This window comes from Mesorhizobium sp. WSM4822 (genome assembly GCF_055811155.1).
The window spans coordinates 450,629-466,136 of record NZ_JBVVQM010000001.1 but is presented as its reverse complement, the minus strand read 5'-3'; the positions used below and the strand labels follow the sequence as shown (position 1 = coordinate 466,136).

Here is a 15,508-nt window from a genome sequence, read left to right as displayed (position 1 = left end):
ATGTTTGAAACGCTGATCCGGGGGGCCACCATCGTCAACGCCGAAGGGTTCGAGCGGCGCGATGTGGGTATTACCGATGGCCGTATCGCGGCGCTGGTCCAGCCTGGCGAGACGGCTTCGGCCAGGACCGTCATCGATGCGGCCGGCACCTATCTGCTGCCCGGCCTGGTCGACGCGCACGCGCATTTGCGCGAGCCCGGCCTGACGCACAAGGAGGACTTTTTCTCCGGCACGCATGCCGCGGCCCTTGGCGGCGTTACGACGGTGCTCGATATGCCGACCGATGAGCCATGGACGGCCACGGCCGAACAGCTTGCCGACAAGATGACGCTGACTGAGGCCCGCATCCATGTCGATGTCGGCTTGCAAGCCGTGGTCAGCCGCAACCTGTCGCTTATCCCTCGCGTGCTGGACTTGGCGCCGGTCTCGTTCGAGCTGTTCACCGCCGATGTGCCCGATGACTTCCTCTTCGCGACGTCCGACGCCGTGGCCGAGGCGTTGAAGGCTTTCGCCGGCAGCGACACTTTGATCGGCATCTCGCCTGGCGATCAATCGATCCTAACCGGCAGCACAGCGCGCGACCGCTCCGGCAACATCGCCGCCTTTCAGGCCAGCCGGACGCCCCTGGCCGAAGCTAACGGCATCGCCCGGGCGCTCATCGCCGCCGCCTCGACCGAGACCAGAATTCATGTCCGCCAGATCAATTCCGAACTCGGCGTCGAGACGTGGGGCCGGCTGCGCGGCATGGCCGACGCCAGCGTCGAAACCACCCCGCAGAGCCTCTTCTTCACCGCCGGCGATTATGAGTTGCAAGGCGCCAATCTCAAGGCCTCGCCACCCCTGCGCTCACCGCATGATGTGGATGCGCTGCGCGCCGCGCTGAGCGCAGGACTGATCGACATCGTCGCCACCGACCACGCGCCGCACACCCCAGCCGAAAAGGCAGCGCCCTATGCGGCTTTCGCTGACATTCCAGGCGGCATGCCAGGACTGCAAACACTGTTGCAGACCATGCTGAAATTGGTCGATGAAGGCTTGATCGCGCTGCCCGATCTGGTGCGCCTGTGCGCCAGCAATCCGGCCGAGCGCTTCGGGCTTGGCCGGCGCAAGGGGAAGATCGCCACCGGCTACGATGCCGATATCCTCATCCTCGATCCGCGCCAGTCCAGCACCATCGCCAATGCCGATCAGGTGTCACGTGCGGGCTATACGCCATTCGATGGCTGGATCGTCGAAGCGCGGCTGACAAACGTCTTCCTGCGTGGTCGCGAGATCGTGCGCGAGGGAAAACCGATCGGCCCGAAAGTCGGACACATCGTCACCCGGGAAAGCTGAGGACCATATGCCCCTGCTCGCCAACAAGGCCGCCATCGTCACCGGAGGCAGTTCCGGCATCGGCCGCGCGATCGCGCTGAAATTCGCGGCCGAGGGCGCGAGCGTCGTCATCGCCGACACGGTCGAGCAGCCGATCGAAGGCGGTGAGAGTACGGTGGAGTTGATCCGCTCGAATGGCGGAGCTGCTGTTTACATCCGGACCGACATCTCTGACTGGAGCGCCGTCGATGCGACGGTCGATGCGACGGTCACGCAGTTTGGACGTCTCGACGTGATGGTCAACAACGCCGCGATCTACACCAGCACCAATCTGATCGACACCACGCCAGGACAATGGCAGCGCGTCATCGGCGTGAACCTGACCGGCTTCTTCTACTGCTCGAAACGGGCGGTGATGCAGATGCTCGGCCAGGCACCGGTCAACGACGTGCGCGGCCGCATCATCAACATTTCGTCCCAGCACGGCATGGTTGCCTGCCCCGGTGACTTTCCCTATTCGGTGAGCAAGGGGGGCATCGTGCAGATGACACGGCAGATCGCCGTCGACCACGCCGACGACCTGATCGTCTGCAACGCGATTGCGCCAGGCAAGATCGTCACCGGCAAGCCGGGTGTCGCCAACGATCCCGACGCGCTCGATTACTCGCGAAGGCGCACGCCATGGCCGCGGCTTGGACATCCGAGCGACGTGGCCGGAGCCGCCTTGTTTCTCGCCAGCGACATGGCAAGCTACGTTACAGGCATCAACCTGATGGTGGACGGCGGCTGGATGGCGGGCTGACCTAGTAAGACCTAAGGCCGAATGCCCGGAGACCGCGGGCAAGGGCTGCAGCAAGGGACGTTGGCCGACGAACAGGGCAAAACATTACGTGGGCACTTTTCGCCCCCAGAGTCGAGACACGCGCTCTGCAACGGTAGTAGTCGCAGTCGCAAACAGTTCTCCAGAAGCGATCTGGTCACGCGGTATCTTCCAAATCAGACCACTACTAGCGCTCCAGCTCTGACAATGGCGGCAGCACCACAGCCGGGTGACGCCCTTCGCGCAGCATCAGCCCGAGAGTGTAATCAACCGCCAGCTTCACGGCACCGAGCGCGGTCCCGTCATCCCCCAGGGAACTGACAGCGATGGGTGTTGACCATGCAAGCTCTGCTGCGACGCGTTCGACGTTTTCCGTCATCAGCGGGTTTCTGCCGACACCGCCGCCAAGCACGATCAGGCCGGGGTCGAGCATGCCGATGCAGCCGGCCGCCAGCCTGCCGATATCGGCGCCATGGCGCGCGACGGCCGCTACCGCCGGCGGCGAGCCCTCGAGCGCGCGTGCAAAAAGATCCTTGGCCGAGTCGGGCGGCACGCCTTCTCCTGCGGGCCAGTCGACACGGCAGCGCTCGATCAACGCCCGCGAGCCGAGATAATGTTCGAGCCCTTCACGATGGGGCGACTCGCTGGCCGACCATGGAAACGGCATGCGGCCGATTTCGCCGGCAGCACCGCCGGCGCCGCGAAACAAACGTCCCTCGGTGATGAAGCCGAGGCCGACCCGCACGCCAACCTGCAGGAAGGCGAAGGTCTGGTGGCCTTGCGCGGCGCCAAAATGCATCTCGCCGATGGCCGCGCAATTGACGTTGTTTTCCAGGATGATCGGCACTTTGATACTGCGCCGCAGCAGGCCAAGCACGGCGGACGGCCCGCCGGGCCGGTCAAAACGATTGTTGGAGACGATGCGCGGCACCGCCACCGCAATGGCGCGCAGCGCGCGAAAACTCTTGGCGACCCTGGCCATGGTGGCACGCGCCACCGACTCTACGACGGCGCCGACCGCGTCGGCATCGCCGGCTATCGCTTCCGGGATGGGTTCTTCGATCGATGCCAGCTTCTGCGCATCTATCGAATAGGCGACGGCGCGCACCTGGGCGGCGCCGACATCGATGCCGATTGCGTAGCCCGCACCCGGGCCGATGCCGTAGATCGTCGCCGTGCGGCCAATGGCGCCGCGCTCAATCCCACGCGAGGCAACGAGGCCGAGCGCACTCAACTCCGATACCGCCGCCGACATGGTCGGCTTCGATAGGTCGAGCATGGCGCCGAGCTTCGGCCGCGTCACCGGCCCGTGCGCGGCGAGCACGCGCAGCACGGCGCGGGCGCTGTCGGTCAGATTGGGGATTTCCGCAGCCGCCATCTCAGCCGTTCGACCTTTTGCCTTAAATCCTGTCTCTAGTCGGTGAAAGCGCAATCGCCGCCCCGACTCGAAAAGCCGCATCCCGTCCTCAATGCCCCATTGCCAGGCGGTTTGGCAATTTCCACGATCCGGACAGCGGCGTCAGACTTCGGTCGCCGACCACGGCTTCAGCTTGGTATCGGTCTGGCGGTAGCGGAACGTAATGTCGGTGAGGCCGGCCGCGTCCTGCATGTCGCCGACTATGAGTTGGATGGCGACGATTTCCAGTATGGCATCGGCGATGGCGTTGCCGAGCGCCGGAATCGAGATCAGCACCAGCCTGTCGGCTACAGCGACATCGCTGCGCCGCGTCACCAGTACTGAGGGGCAGCCGAAGCCCGCGACATCCTGCGCGATCTTCACCTCGCGGCCATCGCCGATGGCGATCAGTCCTGTTGCCGCATCCTGCGATTCCATCGGCCCGTGCAGGTAGTTCAGCGTGTCCCAGCCCGAGGCCGGCACCCGAACCGCCTCGCGGATCAGCATCGCCGCCTCGCCCGCGGTGGCGAAGCCGACGCCGGCGCCGACGATATCGATGGATGTTCTGCCCTGCAGCAGCCCGGCCGCCTGCCCGGCAGCGCTTTGAGCACCAGAGAGAACAGTCGCCATCGCGCTGGGCAAACGCGCCCAGTCGAAGCTATTGCCGGCGAGCTTGTCGATCAACATGCCGAGCGCCAGCAAGGTCCCGGTGTAGCCGGTCGAACTGGCCCCATTGTCGGCACCCGAATCCGTTGCCAGCACCGCGCCGGTGAGACCAGCCAGCGGATTGTCGCTGCCACGGCAGACCGCCAGGCGCGGCGAGCCCGATGCCTCGCGCATGACATCGAAAATCTCGCGGCTCTGCCCGGAGGCGGACAGTGCGATGAAGGCATCTGCAGCCGCATCCGTGCGGCCATAAAGATCGGTTGGCGTGTAGGCAAAAGCCTTGATGCCGGAGGCGCGGAGGTAGGATGCACCGGCTAGCGCCGCCTGGTAGCTGGCGCCGATGCCGGCAAGCCCGATCGTCTTGCCGGCAAAAGCGCTGAGATCCAGGTTGTCCAACGACAAGGCCACCGAGCGCCTGCCAATTTCGAGACTTTCCGTCTGGCGCGCCACCGCCGGGCGGTAGCCGATACGCTTCATCATTCAAAGGACTCCAATTTCTGACGACAGCCCTTGGCCGACCAGCAGCCGTCTGGCCAAGGCGACCGCACCCAGCACCGGCGGCTCCCGCAGCAGCAGCACCTGGCTCGACGGCGATACCTTTGCCATGGCCTCGACAAATGCTGTCATCAGCATCGGCTGCTCCGAGATGACACCGCCGCCGGCCACGACCAGGGCATGATTGGCGCCACGTTCGATCAAGAGTTCGACCAGCGCGGCAAGCCCTGCCCCGCCTTCGCTGATGACGCGGATGGCCAGAGCCGAGCCGGCGATCGCCGCATCGAACACGGCATTGGCATAGCGACCCCAGACCGCCGCGCCGCGCGTTTCGTTGAGCAGGATGCCGAGCTTAGTCTGGTCGTCGGTATTGAGTTCGCGCATCAGCGCGGCGATCAGCGGGTCGCCATCCTGGCCCCGGTCGAGGCTGTGGCGGATCGCCTTCGCCGCCTCGCGCACCAAGGCCGGCGCGCTGCCCTCGTCGCCGAGGATCCAGCCCCAGCCGCCGGCGGCCAGCATCTCGCCATCGACTGTCCGCGCCACCGCGATGGAGCCTGTGCCGGAGACGACGCCGATGCCATCGATATAGCCAGCGGCAGGAACCATCAGTTCGGCATCGTTGACCACCTGCACCGCACCGTCGGTCCTGCTGGCCAACAGCGCCTGGAAGCGAAGGCATTGTTCACCTGTATCGCAGCCATGCGCGCCGACTGCCAGCGCGACAGGTGCTGCGCCGGCGCACAGCCCAGTGACGATGCCGGCCAGTGTCTTGGCATCGGTCTCCATCTGGCGAATGCGCCAGCTCTCCGTCACCAGCACCTCGTCGGCGATCGTGTGCTGGCCCTGGCACGCCATGATGCGCGTCTTGGTGCCGCCTATATCCACGCCTGCAATGATTTTCTGGGTCACCGATATTCCACCGCGCACGCCGGACGAAGCGGGTTGCCGCGTCCAATCCTTGTTAGTTAGGAAACTTTACAAACTATCTTTCCAGACGGCAAGAACTATGATTTGATAATCGTCGTAAAAAGCGCATCAAGCGCGATTGGGAGATTGCAACATGAGCAGGAGAAGGATTGGGCTGGCCCTCGCGGCCGCATCTTTCGCATGGGGACTGGCAGCCAGCGTGGCGCATGCCACCGACATCTCGTTCTGGACCTGGCGCCAGGAAGACAAGGCCGCCTACAACGAACTTTTCGCCGATTTCACCAAGGCCAACCCGGACATCCATGTGAAGTTCGAGTCCTTCCCGGACGAGAACTATCCGACCATCGTCTCGACGGCGCTGGCCGCCGGCAAGGGCGGTGACGTCATCCACACCCATGCTTACGGTTGGCTGGAGCAGTTCGTAAAGGCCGGCTATTTCGAACCGCAGGATCTGACCACGGTGCCTTCGCTCGCCAACCAGCCGGCCGATGCGCTGGTGGCCGGCACCTACCGCGCCGACAAGAAGGTCTATTCCCTACCCTTCGCTTCGCAGACGCTCGGACTGTTCATCAACAAGGACGTCTTCGCCAAGGCCGGGCTGACCCCGCCGACCACATGGGATGAGTTCATAACTGTCAGCAAGGCGCTCAAGGACAAGGGTATTTACCCCCTAGCCAACGGCATGGGCACCAGTTGGTTCAACGAGATGTTCGTCGCCATCTTCACCAACCCGTTCCTCGGTCAGGACTTTGTCAGCGACCTGACGTCGGGCAAGACCACCTTCAAGGACCCGCGTTATGTCGCGGCGCTCGGCAAGCTACTCGAACTGCGCGACTACATGCCGCCCGGCTTCGAAGGCATCGACTATGACACCGCCGGCCAGCTGTTCATCAGCGGCAAGGCGGCGATGCTGGCCGGCGGCAGCTTCGACATCGCCAGCTACCGCACCCAGAACCCGGCCATCAACATGGACTTCGTCGCCCCGCCCATGGCCAAGGCCGGCGACACCCCGCAGGTGACCAAGTTCTTCGACGGCGGCTATGCCGTCAACGCCAAGTCGGCCAACAAGGAGGCGGCGCTCAAGCTCGTCAACTGGATGGGCACAAAGGAGTTCGGCGACAAGTTCTCCGCGCTGCTCGGCAACATCTCGCCGATCAAGGGCGTCGTCATCAAGGACGAGCTTCTCGCCCACGTCGCCAAGTTGAACGAAACCGCCATGCCGCATATCAATGTCGTCTACTTCCGTTTCGAGAAGCCGACGGGATCGGAGCTGCTGCAGGGCGACATCACCAAGATGATGTCGGGTTCGATCACCCCGGACCAGCTGGCCGCCGACCTGACCAGCGGCCTCGCCAAATGGTACAAGCCTTTCCAGGGCAAGTGACATGAACATCGGCCGACGCCACACCACAAAAGCCTTTCCGTGGCGCCGGTCACTCTGGATCGCGTCCCTGCTGACACCGGCCCTGATGGTCATGGTGTTGTTCGTGCTCTGGCCGCTGCTGTCGGCCTTCCGCCTTGCCTTCTATGAGTTCAACGGCTTGCAGCCGACCGGATTCATCGGCTTTGAAAACTTCCGCAAGGTGTTGTTTGAACAGCCTTACAGCGACTGGACCTACAATGCGCTGAAGCACAACATCATCGCCTTCGTGGCGCTGATGGTGTTCGAGAACGGCACCGCCTTCCTGCTCGCCTATGCCTTGCTGAAGGCGCTGCCCGGCCACCGTATCCACCAGGTCATCGTCTTTCTTCCGGTCGTGCTGTCGGCGGTCATCGTCGGCTTCCTGTGGAAACTGTTCCTGCATCCGCTGTTCGGCCTGGTGAACCAGACGCTGGCGCTGGTCGGCATCAGCGCCATCCCGTGGCTCGGCAACGAACACACCGCACTAGGCAGCGTCCTGTTCGCCAATGTCTGGCACTGGCTCGGCTTCCCGACTCTGGTGCTTTTGGCCGGCATGCAGCGCATCAGCAAGGACGTGATCGAGGCCGCCCGTCTCGACGGAGCGGGCGACTATGTACTGATGACCAAGATCGTGTGGCCGCTGATAGCGCCCAGCGTCACCATCGTCACTATCCTGACCTTCATCGGCAGCTTCAACTGGTTCGAAATCCCTTATGTGATGGCCGGCCTTACCGGTTCGCCCGGCGGCGCCACCGACGTGCTCGGCCTTTATTTCTACCGCACCGCCTTCGGCTCCACGACGACCGGCATCCAGGATTTCGGCCAGGGCAGCGCGCTGGCCGTGATGATGTTCATCATCGTTGCAGGCGTCACTGCAATCGCGCTTCGCTACCTGCGCCGTCGCGAGATCGAGCTGTGAGCGCGACAGCCCGCACCGGGCAACCCGCCGAGTTGCTGAAGAATGGCGCCATCCAGCTGATGCTGGCGATCAACGCCGTCATCATGATCTATCCGCTGTTCGTCATGGTGATGTCGTCCTTCAAGACCAATGCCGAGATATTCAGCTCGCCCTTCGCCCTGCCGGCTCACTTTTCGCTGGCCAATGCCGAGCGTGTGTGGAGCGAAACCAACTTCGTCCGCTACCTCGCCAATTCCGTCGGCATCACCGTGGCCGCGGTGGCGCTGATCCTTCTGTTCAGCACCATGGCCGCCTATGCGATTGCCCGCTACCAGTTCAGGCTGAGCGCCTTGGTGCTGATGTTTTTCCTCAGCGGCATGACCGTGCCGCTGAAACTGGCGATTATTCCGCTGTTTATCCAGCTGGATTCACTGGGCATGGTCGACAGCTATGCCGGCCTGGTGCTGGTCTATGTCGCCATGGGCATTCCCTCGGCGGTGTTCATCATGACCGGCTTCCTCCGAACCTTGCCGCGCGAACTAGAAGAGTCCGGACGAATGGACGGCGCCAGCGAATTTCGCATCATGCGCTCGATCATGTTGCCGTTGGCGCGCCCGGCGCTGGTCATCGTCGCCATCCAGAACGCCGTGCCGATCTGGAACGACTTCTTCTTCCCGCTGGTGCTGATCACCTCGGACGAGCTCAAAACCTTGCCGCAGGGCCTCACCGTCTTCGTCGGCGAGTTCACCACCGACTGGGGCGTGCTGTTCACCGGACTGACACTGGCAGCGCTGCCGATCACCCTGCTCTACATCGTGCTGTCGAAGCAGTTCATCTCCGGCATCACCCAAGGCGCAGTGAAATAAGGCGCGGTCAAAATAGCCCGCTCAACCTGACGAGGTTTCTTTCAAGTGGCGAACCAGAACAAGATCATCATCACCTGCGCGATTACCGGCTCGATCCACACGCCGTCGATGTCGCCGCATCTGCCGGTGAGCGCACAAGACATCGCCGAGGCCGCGATAGGCGCGGCGGAGGCCGGCGCTGCCATCGTCCATCTGCATGCGCGCAACCCCATCGATGGCCGTCCCGACCAGTCGACCGAGGCCTTCGCGCCCTTCCTCAGGGTGATCAAGCAGCGCTCGGACTGCGTGATCAACATCACCACCGGCGGCGCCGCGACGATGAGCGTCGAGGAGCGGGTCAAGCCGGCGGCGGCCTTTGCGCCGGAAGTCGCCTCACTCAACATGGGCTCGATGAATTTCGGCCTCTATCCGATGCTGGAGCGCTTCAAGACCTTCGAACATGATTGGGAACGTCCATATGTCGAAGGCTCGCGCGACCGCATCTTCCGCAACACCTTTGGCGATATCGAGCACATATTGCGCACTTGTGCGGAGAACGGCACGCGTTTCGAAATCGAGTGTTACGACATCGGCCATCTCTATACGCTCGCCCATTTCGTCGAGCGCGGCCTGGTCAAGGCGCCGTTCTTTGTCCAGAGCGTGTTCGGTATCCTTGGCGGCATCGGCACCCATCCGGAGGATGTCGCGCATATGAAGCGCACCGCCGACCGCCTGTTTGGGCAGGACTACCACTGGTCGGTGCTGGGCGCAGGCCGAAGCCAACTGCCGATCGCCACCCAGGCGATTGCGCTTGGAGGCAATGTGCGCGTCGGGCTGGAGGACTCGCTGTGGATCGGCAAGGGCCAGCTGGCGAAATCCAACGCCGAGCAGGTGAAGAAGGTCCGCCAGATCATTGAGGGGCTCGGTGCCTCGGTGGCCACCCCTGACGAGGCGCGGCAGATTTTGCAGCTCAAGGGTGGCGACAAGGTCTCTTTCTGAGGACAACACTAATGAGTGCGGTCACCATATCGGGCGTCGAGAGAGCCCTTGGCAAAGCGAAGGTTATCCACGACGTATCTTTCGACATCGCGTCCGGTGAGTTCGTCATCCTCGTCGGACCGTCCGGCTGCGGCAAGTCGACCTCGATACCGTCGAAGCATGGCCGGCGCCTTTCCGCCAGCAGGCGCGGGCCTTGCTGGCGGCGGAGCGGAATGACGATCCGGATGCCGCGCTCGATCTCCTCGTGCTCGAGGCGGCGCTGGCCGATAGCGACGACCAGGCGCTGGCGCGCAAGGTGCTAGCCCGCATCGAAGCCGGTTCGAGCCGGCCGTCCTTCCTGCCGCGCCTGCTCTTGAGTCGGGCCGGGTTTGCCGCCTGCGCTGCTGCCGCGCTCATAGCGGCGACGCTGGTAGGCTACCAGGTGGCGCGGCTGCAGGACGATCCGTCCGCTATGGAGCTTCTGGCGCTGGCGTCGGGATCGTCGCTGGCTTATGGCGTGTCCCGGATGATCCGGCAGAGGAGGGCTCGCTTTGAAGCGTTCCTGGATATGACGGCGAGGCTGGTGGTGCTCGCCCTTTCGCTCGGGGTCAACTTCTTCCTCCTCGGCTATGCCTTGCACGGCCTGCGCAAGGGCGCGGCGCCGCGCGTGCTGTTGTCGGAGATTGCCAGCACTTATCCGCCCGAGGTAAGGAAGGAGTTCCGTGGCGTGCTGCGCGACAACGGCGCTCGCACCTTCCAGGCACTGCGCCAACTGCGTGCCGCGCGCACCATTGTGGCGGCGGCACAAACAGCCAAACCCTTTGACCAAGCGGCGGTGAAGGACGCGATGGCTGGGGTGCGCACCGCCACGACCAGCCTTCAGGCGACGATGCAGGACTATCTCATATGGCGCTGAAGAATGTAACCGCCAAACCCCCCTGTGGGAGGCTGAGCCGCTACGGCCCTACTGGCGGCACAATCGTCACCGACCTATGTCGATATCCAACCGGCTTTGAGGCCGATCACGAAGATGGAACAATGCGGCACGACAGGCTTGTCCTGACCTTGCTCCGGCGCGAACTCTCGGCTGGCTTGCGTTTGATCCGCCGCCGCGACCTTGCCTGGATCGGGTTTGGTGGCTGGGCCCTTTTTGCCTACGCCATGGCCGACGTCGTTGTCGCGTTGCAGGCGGGGGCGGCCACGCTGCGGCAGGAGCAGGCGCTGTGGCTGCTTGGTTTGCCAAGCGCGCTTCTCATTCTTGGCGGCTTCGCTGGCAACGCGCTCGCCAGGCTTTGCCTGTCGCGCGCCTTCGCGCCTTTCCTGAAGGCTTTGCCGCTGTCGCTTCGGGAGCGCCGGCGCATGGCGGCGGTGGCGGCGTGTGCGCTGGGCGTCCCCATTGTTTTCATCGTCGCAGCAGCAGTAGGCCTTGGATGTCTCGTCATTGCAAAACCACTGGCAGCGACCTGGGGTCTCGGCGCCGCGATCCTGTTTGGCGCCGGCTTCTGTGCGACAGCCGTCCTGTGCCTGCGGAGCGCGCGCGACCTGGTCAACGCCGACACTGCCGATCTGGCAAGGGATCCGGACGGGCGCCGCCCCTTGCTAGGTGCCGTCGATCGTTCGACGCCGGCCTAGCTCTCCAGCTGGGCCTGGGATCTACCCGCCGGCCGCATAGTACTTTCATGGCGCCTAGTGGGAGCAGCCATCCTGTTTGGTTTCGCGACGGTTGTTGCTGCCTCCATCAGCTTCGTTCGTCACGATGCCGTGCCGGCGGCCATGGCCGGCCTGACCGGCGGCCCTCTCGTCTTCATGCTGAGCGCGCGCTTCCATCCGCTCGACTCGCCAGTGCTGCGCACGGCTCCGCTCGGCTTCACCAGGGCCTGGCTGCGCCTGGCGCGGCTGCCCCTGCAATTGTCGGTCGCCTACTTTCTCCTGCCGGCCGTTGCTGCCCTGGCGGCTGAGCCGTCGGCCTGGGCGTTGCCGCTCGCTAGCGGCTTCTGGCTGCTGGCGCTGAACGGCGCCTATGCGGTGTTTGCCGCCTATTTCATGACCTCGCCATTCGTCGCCGCGCTGAGCTTCCTCGGCACCATCGCCTACACCAGCTACGAGTCGCTCGAATATGGGCGCACGGTGCTGATCGGCTTTGCCGCCCTTGTCCTGTTCCTGTGGCACCGGGCGCAACGGAGATATCGCCATGGATAGCAGTGTCGATCTGTCGAGATACTCGCGGTTCGCGGGCTCGGCGCCGGCTATGGGGGCCGACCAGTTGTCGCCGGCATCGGGATGACGCTCGATCGGGGTGACATCCTTGGCCTGCTCGGCGCAAACGGCTCAGGAAAATCCACCTTGCTGAAGGCGATCACCGGTCAGATCCGGCTGCTCCAGGGAAGTGTGGCGATCGACGGCCTCGATCTCGCCAGCGCGCCGGAGCCCGCCAAGGCCGGCTTCGGTCTGGCCATCGATCCGCCTGAACTGCCGGCAGCGCTCACCGGACGGCAATATCTCCAGTTCGTCGCGTCGGTCCGTGGCTGTACGGAGAATGACTGGCCTGGCGTCGATGTTGTCGAGAGATTGGGGCTGAGGCGCTGGATCGAACGGCCGATTGCCGAATATTCGCTTGGCACGCAGGCCAAGATTGCCATTGCCGCCGCATTGCTCGGCGCGCCACCGCTGCTCATCTTCGACGAATCCCTGAATGGCCTCGATCCGCTCGCCGCCTTTGAGGTCAAGCGCATCATCCGTGCCATCGCACTGAGGGGCAGCCACGCGGTCATCATCTCCACCCATATCGTGGAAGCCGTTCCCGGCCCTTTGCAACCGCGCGGTGCTTCTGGCCGAGGGCAGCATTGTCCGAGAGTGGGATGCCCGGCAGTTGGCTGAGGCCAGCCACGCGCCCGGCGCTTTTGAGCTCCACGTTATGCAGGCGCTGTCGGAACCCATGAGCTGGCCAAAGAGGTAACGCGGCTTTTTTACCCAGAGGGAACGGCTTTCGGGTGACGTCTGCCTTTGGGTAGTGGCAAAGGCATCCCGAACTAGCGGACGGAGGCGCAAAGCTGCCATTCGTTTCAAAATAAATATGATCAGCAAATGCTGTATCAGCTTCTTGAGTCAAATTGGGCGAACCGCTTACGCCACGTAGGTCGGCTGCGTGAAAGCCGGCAGGAAGCGACCGCCACCCTTCAACCGCACCATGGCGTACGTGGCTGGAAGAGCGACGGACGGCGACCAGCAGCGAGTTCGCCAGCAGACTGGAGATACAACGTCGAGTGCACGAAGATCAGAAAGGCGCGAGATCTCGCCCAACCGCAGTTCGACGCTTACTTGATGATGCCGATCTTCTTGCGATCAATGGTCACGAATACGGCGCAGACCAAAACCGTACCCTTGACGATATTCTGAAGGTACGGATCGACACCGGCCATGTTCATGCCGTTGGAAAGCAGAGTGATGATCAAAACGCCCAGCATGGTACCGACAACACTGCCTACGCCTCCAGTCAATGGTGTTCCGCCGACGACCACCGCGGCTATGACGTCCAGTTCAAGCCCCTCCCCGAGTTGGGCGGTGGCGGCCATGGCGCGCGCGGCTTGTAGCAAGCCGGCAATGCCGCACAAGGCACCGAGAAGCACATACATATAGATTTTCACGCGCGCGACCTGAATGCCCGTTAGAATGGCGACACGTTCCCCACCGCCTATGGCGCGAACCTCGCGCCCGAACACCGTCCTGTTGATGATGCCATACGCGACAACCATCAGCACCAGGCCAATGATCACGGAGTGCGGAATGCCCAAAGTCCGATTGGTATAGACATCAAGGAATTGCTCATCCTCGATCGAGACAGGAGCGCCACGTGTAAAAAGCAGCACGATGCCGCGATAGACCACCATCGCTCCCATGGTTGCGATGAAGGACGGCACCTTGCCTTTGGCTAGGAGAACGCCGTTGATCAATCCGGCAACAGCACCGACGGCAATGGCGGGAATGATCGCCGCGGCGCCAAGGCTGTCAGCTGTCAATGCGGCTGCCAATGCCGCGAGTGCAACAATTGAACCGACCGAAAGATCGATTGAACCGGCCATGATGACGAAGGTCATGCCGAGCGCAGCAACCAGCAGCACCGTGCCCTGTTGAAGCACGATGAGAAGGTTGCTGAAGGTCAGGAAGCGTGGCGAGGCTATCGAGAAGATCACAATGAGCAGGACGAGCATGGCAAGCGGAACGCCGCGTTTGACGACTTCGAACTTGGCATTGACGCCGGGTTCCCTGGTTGCGTTCGGTGTCTTGGTGGCGATCGAGGTCACGTTCGTTTCCATGGTCAGGCCATATGTCCAATGATGTCATGCTCGGTGGCATCGGCTGCCGTCTCGATGCGATGCGTAATTTGTCCTTGCCGGAGCACCAGCAAGCGGTCCGACATACCGATCAGTTCGGGCATGTCTTCTGATGACAGGATCACGGCGAGGCCCTGCGCCGCCTTCTGCCTGACGAGGCGATAGATTTCCGTTCGGGCGCCGATATCGACCCCGCGTGTAGGATTGTTGAGCAGGAGCAAGCGCGGCTGGACAGCCAGGCATTTGCCGATCACCACCTTTTGCAAATTGCCGCCCGAGAGCGAACGGCAGGACGAATCGACGCTTTGTGTCTTGATGCCGATCTGGGCGATCAGGTCACCCGCGATGGCAGTGGCAGCGGCGCGATCAAAGAACGGCCCATGATGCGGCGGGCGGGCCATCACCAGATTGTCGAGGATACTGAAGTCGGCGATCAGGCCCTCATTGTGACGGTCACCCGGCAGGTAGGCGACGCCCTGTCCCCAGGCGAAAGTCGGACTCGACGGCGCATAAGAACCACCCGCAAGCTTCATCGAGCCACCACGCAAGGGCAAGTCGCCGCAAATGGCTGCGAACAGCGCCTCGGCGCCAGCGCCCTTCAATCCGGCAAGGCCGAGGATTTCGCCGGCATGCACATTCAGGCTGACGCCGCCGAGTTCGCGTCCAACGGCGACCTCGCAGGCTTCGAAGACAACAGGCTTGCTTGGATCTCTCGGCGGCGGCGGCGGATAGATGCTTCTCGCGAGCTCGCGCCCCACCATGCGGCGATGAATTTCATTGGGCTCGATCTCGGTCGTGCGATAGGTTCCGACATACTGCCCGTCTTTCAGGATCGTCAATTCATCCGCGACGGCTCTCGATGATCGAGATAGGCGGTGGATTCGTCGAGAAGGAGGATTTTCGGATTTGTAGACAGCGCTCGGGCGATCTCGATGCATTTCAGCTCGCCGAGATTGAGGCGGCCTGTGTCGGCAGAGACCGATATTTGCGCGCCGATCCGTTCGAGGATCGTTTGCGACGCGGCTTCCATACGTCTGCGGTCGATAAAACCGAGAGGGCCGGCGAACTGCCGCAGGCGATCGATGAAGATGTTTTCGGCAACGGTCAGCGAACGGTTGATCGTGATTTCCTGGTATACAAGCGAGACGCCAAGGGCCGCCGCACCGATGACACTTGGTGGCGCATAGCTTGCTTCATCCAAGGTCATGACGCCACCGTCAGGCCGTTCCGCGCCCGCAAGCATACGCAAGGTCGTCGATTTGCCGGCTCCGTTTTCGCCGACGATGGCGTGAACCATGCCGGGCCGAAGCACCACCGATACGCCATCTACGGCGCGTGTCTGGCCGTAGCTCTTGCGCAGGTCGCTCGCAGTCAGTGTCATGAATTGAATACGCCCAAATGCCAGGCAGGTCCTGCCCGCAACCGGAGGATTGCAG

The 15,508-nt window shown here is 63.1% G+C and carries 16 protein-coding genes and 1 pseudogene; 11 read left to right on the top strand and 6 right to left on the bottom strand.

Going from position 1 to position 15,508, the window contains the following annotated elements; translation table 11 throughout:
* Together AC0L3E_RS02360 and AC0L3E_RS02355 are read left to right on the top strand one after the other, a co-directional pair.
* Entirely contained in the window at positions 1–1,335 is a 1,335-nt protein-coding gene (locus tag AC0L3E_RS02360) for a dihydroorotase (RefSeq protein ID WP_473604158.1), read from the top strand.
* A gap of 7 nt (positions 1,336–1,342) precedes the next feature.
* Positions 1,343–2,116 (top strand): SDR family NAD(P)-dependent oxidoreductase, encoded by a 774-nt coding sequence (locus tag AC0L3E_RS02355; protein ID WP_128306917.1) that lies wholly within the window; start codon positions 1,343–1,345, stop codon positions 2,114–2,116.
* A gap of 205 nt (positions 2,117–2,321) precedes the next feature.
* Here the strand turns inward: AC0L3E_RS02355 and AC0L3E_RS02350 are convergent, their stop codons facing one another.
* The 3 genes from AC0L3E_RS02350 to AC0L3E_RS02340 all read right to left on the bottom strand — a co-directional run bounded on the left by AC0L3E_RS02350 (position 2,322) and on the right by AC0L3E_RS02340 (position 5,600).
* Positions 2,322–3,512: an ROK family transcriptional regulator gene (locus AC0L3E_RS02350; protein WP_128306916.1), complete on the bottom strand. Its 1,191-nt coding sequence runs from the start codon at positions 3,510–3,512 to the stop codon at positions 2,322–2,324.
* A 141-nt stretch (positions 3,513–3,653) separates the two neighbouring features.
* On the bottom strand, positions 3,654–4,676 hold the full coding sequence (locus AC0L3E_RS02345; protein ID WP_473604157.1) for an SIS domain-containing protein: 1,023 nt from the start codon (positions 4,674–4,676) through the stop codon (positions 3,654–3,656).
* Complete coding sequence (locus AC0L3E_RS02340) at positions 4,677–5,600, bottom strand: BadF/BadG/BcrA/BcrD ATPase family protein (RefSeq protein ID WP_245469591.1); 924 nt, start codon at positions 5,598–5,600, stop codon at positions 4,677–4,679.
* A gap of 151 nt (positions 5,601–5,751) precedes the next feature.
* Between AC0L3E_RS02340 and AC0L3E_RS02335 the strand changes: the two genes are divergently transcribed.
* The 9 genes and pseudogenes from AC0L3E_RS02335 (at position 5,752) to AC0L3E_RS02295 (ending at position 12,618) form a co-directional block, all read left to right on the top strand.
* Positions 5,752–7,002 (top strand): extracellular solute-binding protein, encoded by a 1,251-nt coding sequence (locus tag AC0L3E_RS02335; protein WP_128308070.1) that lies wholly within the window; start codon positions 5,752–5,754, stop codon positions 7,000–7,002.
* A gap of 1 nt (position 7,003) precedes the next feature.
* The gene (locus AC0L3E_RS02330) at positions 7,004–7,939 is read left to right on the top strand and encodes a carbohydrate ABC transporter permease (RefSeq protein ID WP_127326341.1); all 936 of its coding nucleotides are present in this window, start codon (positions 7,004–7,006) and stop codon (positions 7,937–7,939) included.
* Entirely contained in the window at positions 7,936–8,784 is an 849-nt protein-coding gene (locus AC0L3E_RS02325; protein ID WP_128308069.1) for a carbohydrate ABC transporter permease, read from the top strand. Before AC0L3E_RS02330 ends, AC0L3E_RS02325 begins: the two co-directional genes overlap by 4 nt.
* A 45-nt stretch (positions 8,785–8,829) precedes the next feature.
* Positions 8,830–9,762 (top strand): 3,5-dioxohexanoate:acetyl-CoA acetone transferase, encoded by a 933-nt coding sequence (kce, locus tag AC0L3E_RS02320; RefSeq protein WP_473604156.1) that lies wholly within the window; start codon positions 8,830–8,832, stop codon positions 9,760–9,762.
* Positions 9,763–9,773: 11 nt separating this feature from the next.
* Positions 9,774–9,905: pseudogene (locus AC0L3E_RS02315) on the top strand (ATP-binding cassette domain-containing protein); the annotation flags it as partial.
* Between the two features lie 50 nt (positions 9,906–9,955).
* Positions 9,956–10,657 carry a periplasmic heavy metal sensor gene (locus AC0L3E_RS02310; RefSeq protein WP_245469590.1) on the top strand — a complete coding sequence of 234 codons (702 nt, stop codon included), beginning with the start codon at positions 9,956–9,958 and terminating at the stop codon, positions 10,655–10,657.
* Between the two features lie 122 nt (positions 10,658–10,779).
* Positions 10,780–11,373 carry a hypothetical protein gene (locus AC0L3E_RS02305; protein WP_473604155.1) on the top strand — a complete coding sequence of 198 codons (594 nt, stop codon included), beginning with the start codon at positions 10,780–10,782 and terminating at the stop codon, positions 11,371–11,373.
* Positions 11,374–11,430: 57 nt separating this feature from the next.
* Complete coding sequence (locus AC0L3E_RS02300; protein ID WP_245469587.1) at positions 11,431–11,940, top strand: hypothetical protein; 510 nt, start codon at positions 11,431–11,433, stop codon at positions 11,938–11,940.
* 81 nt (positions 11,941–12,021) lie between these two features.
* Positions 12,022–12,618, top strand: a complete 597-nt coding sequence (locus AC0L3E_RS02295; protein ID WP_245466201.1) for an ATP-binding cassette domain-containing protein — start codon at positions 12,022–12,024, stop codon at positions 12,616–12,618.
* A gap of 437 nt (positions 12,619–13,055) precedes the next feature.
* On the opposite strand, the gene AC0L3E_RS02290 is transcribed toward AC0L3E_RS02295, so the two are convergent.
* From AC0L3E_RS02290 to AC0L3E_RS02280, 3 genes are read right to left on the bottom strand one after another with little or no spacing between them, the layout of a single operon-like run.
* Complete coding sequence (locus AC0L3E_RS02290; protein WP_164762477.1) at positions 13,056–14,042, bottom strand: ABC transporter permease; 987 nt, start codon at positions 14,040–14,042, stop codon at positions 13,056–13,058.
* A gap of 14 nt (positions 14,043–14,056) precedes the next feature.
* Complete coding sequence (locus AC0L3E_RS02285) at positions 14,057–14,911, bottom strand: ATP-binding cassette domain-containing protein (RefSeq protein WP_473604154.1); 855 nt, start codon at positions 14,909–14,911, stop codon at positions 14,057–14,059.
* The gene (locus AC0L3E_RS02280; RefSeq protein WP_473604153.1) at positions 14,908–15,453 is read right to left on the bottom strand and encodes an ATP-binding cassette domain-containing protein; all 546 of its coding nucleotides are present in this window, start codon (positions 15,451–15,453) and stop codon (positions 14,908–14,910) included. Before AC0L3E_RS02280 ends, AC0L3E_RS02285 begins: the two co-directional genes overlap by 4 nt.
* Positions 15,454–15,508 lie beyond the last annotated feature (55 nt).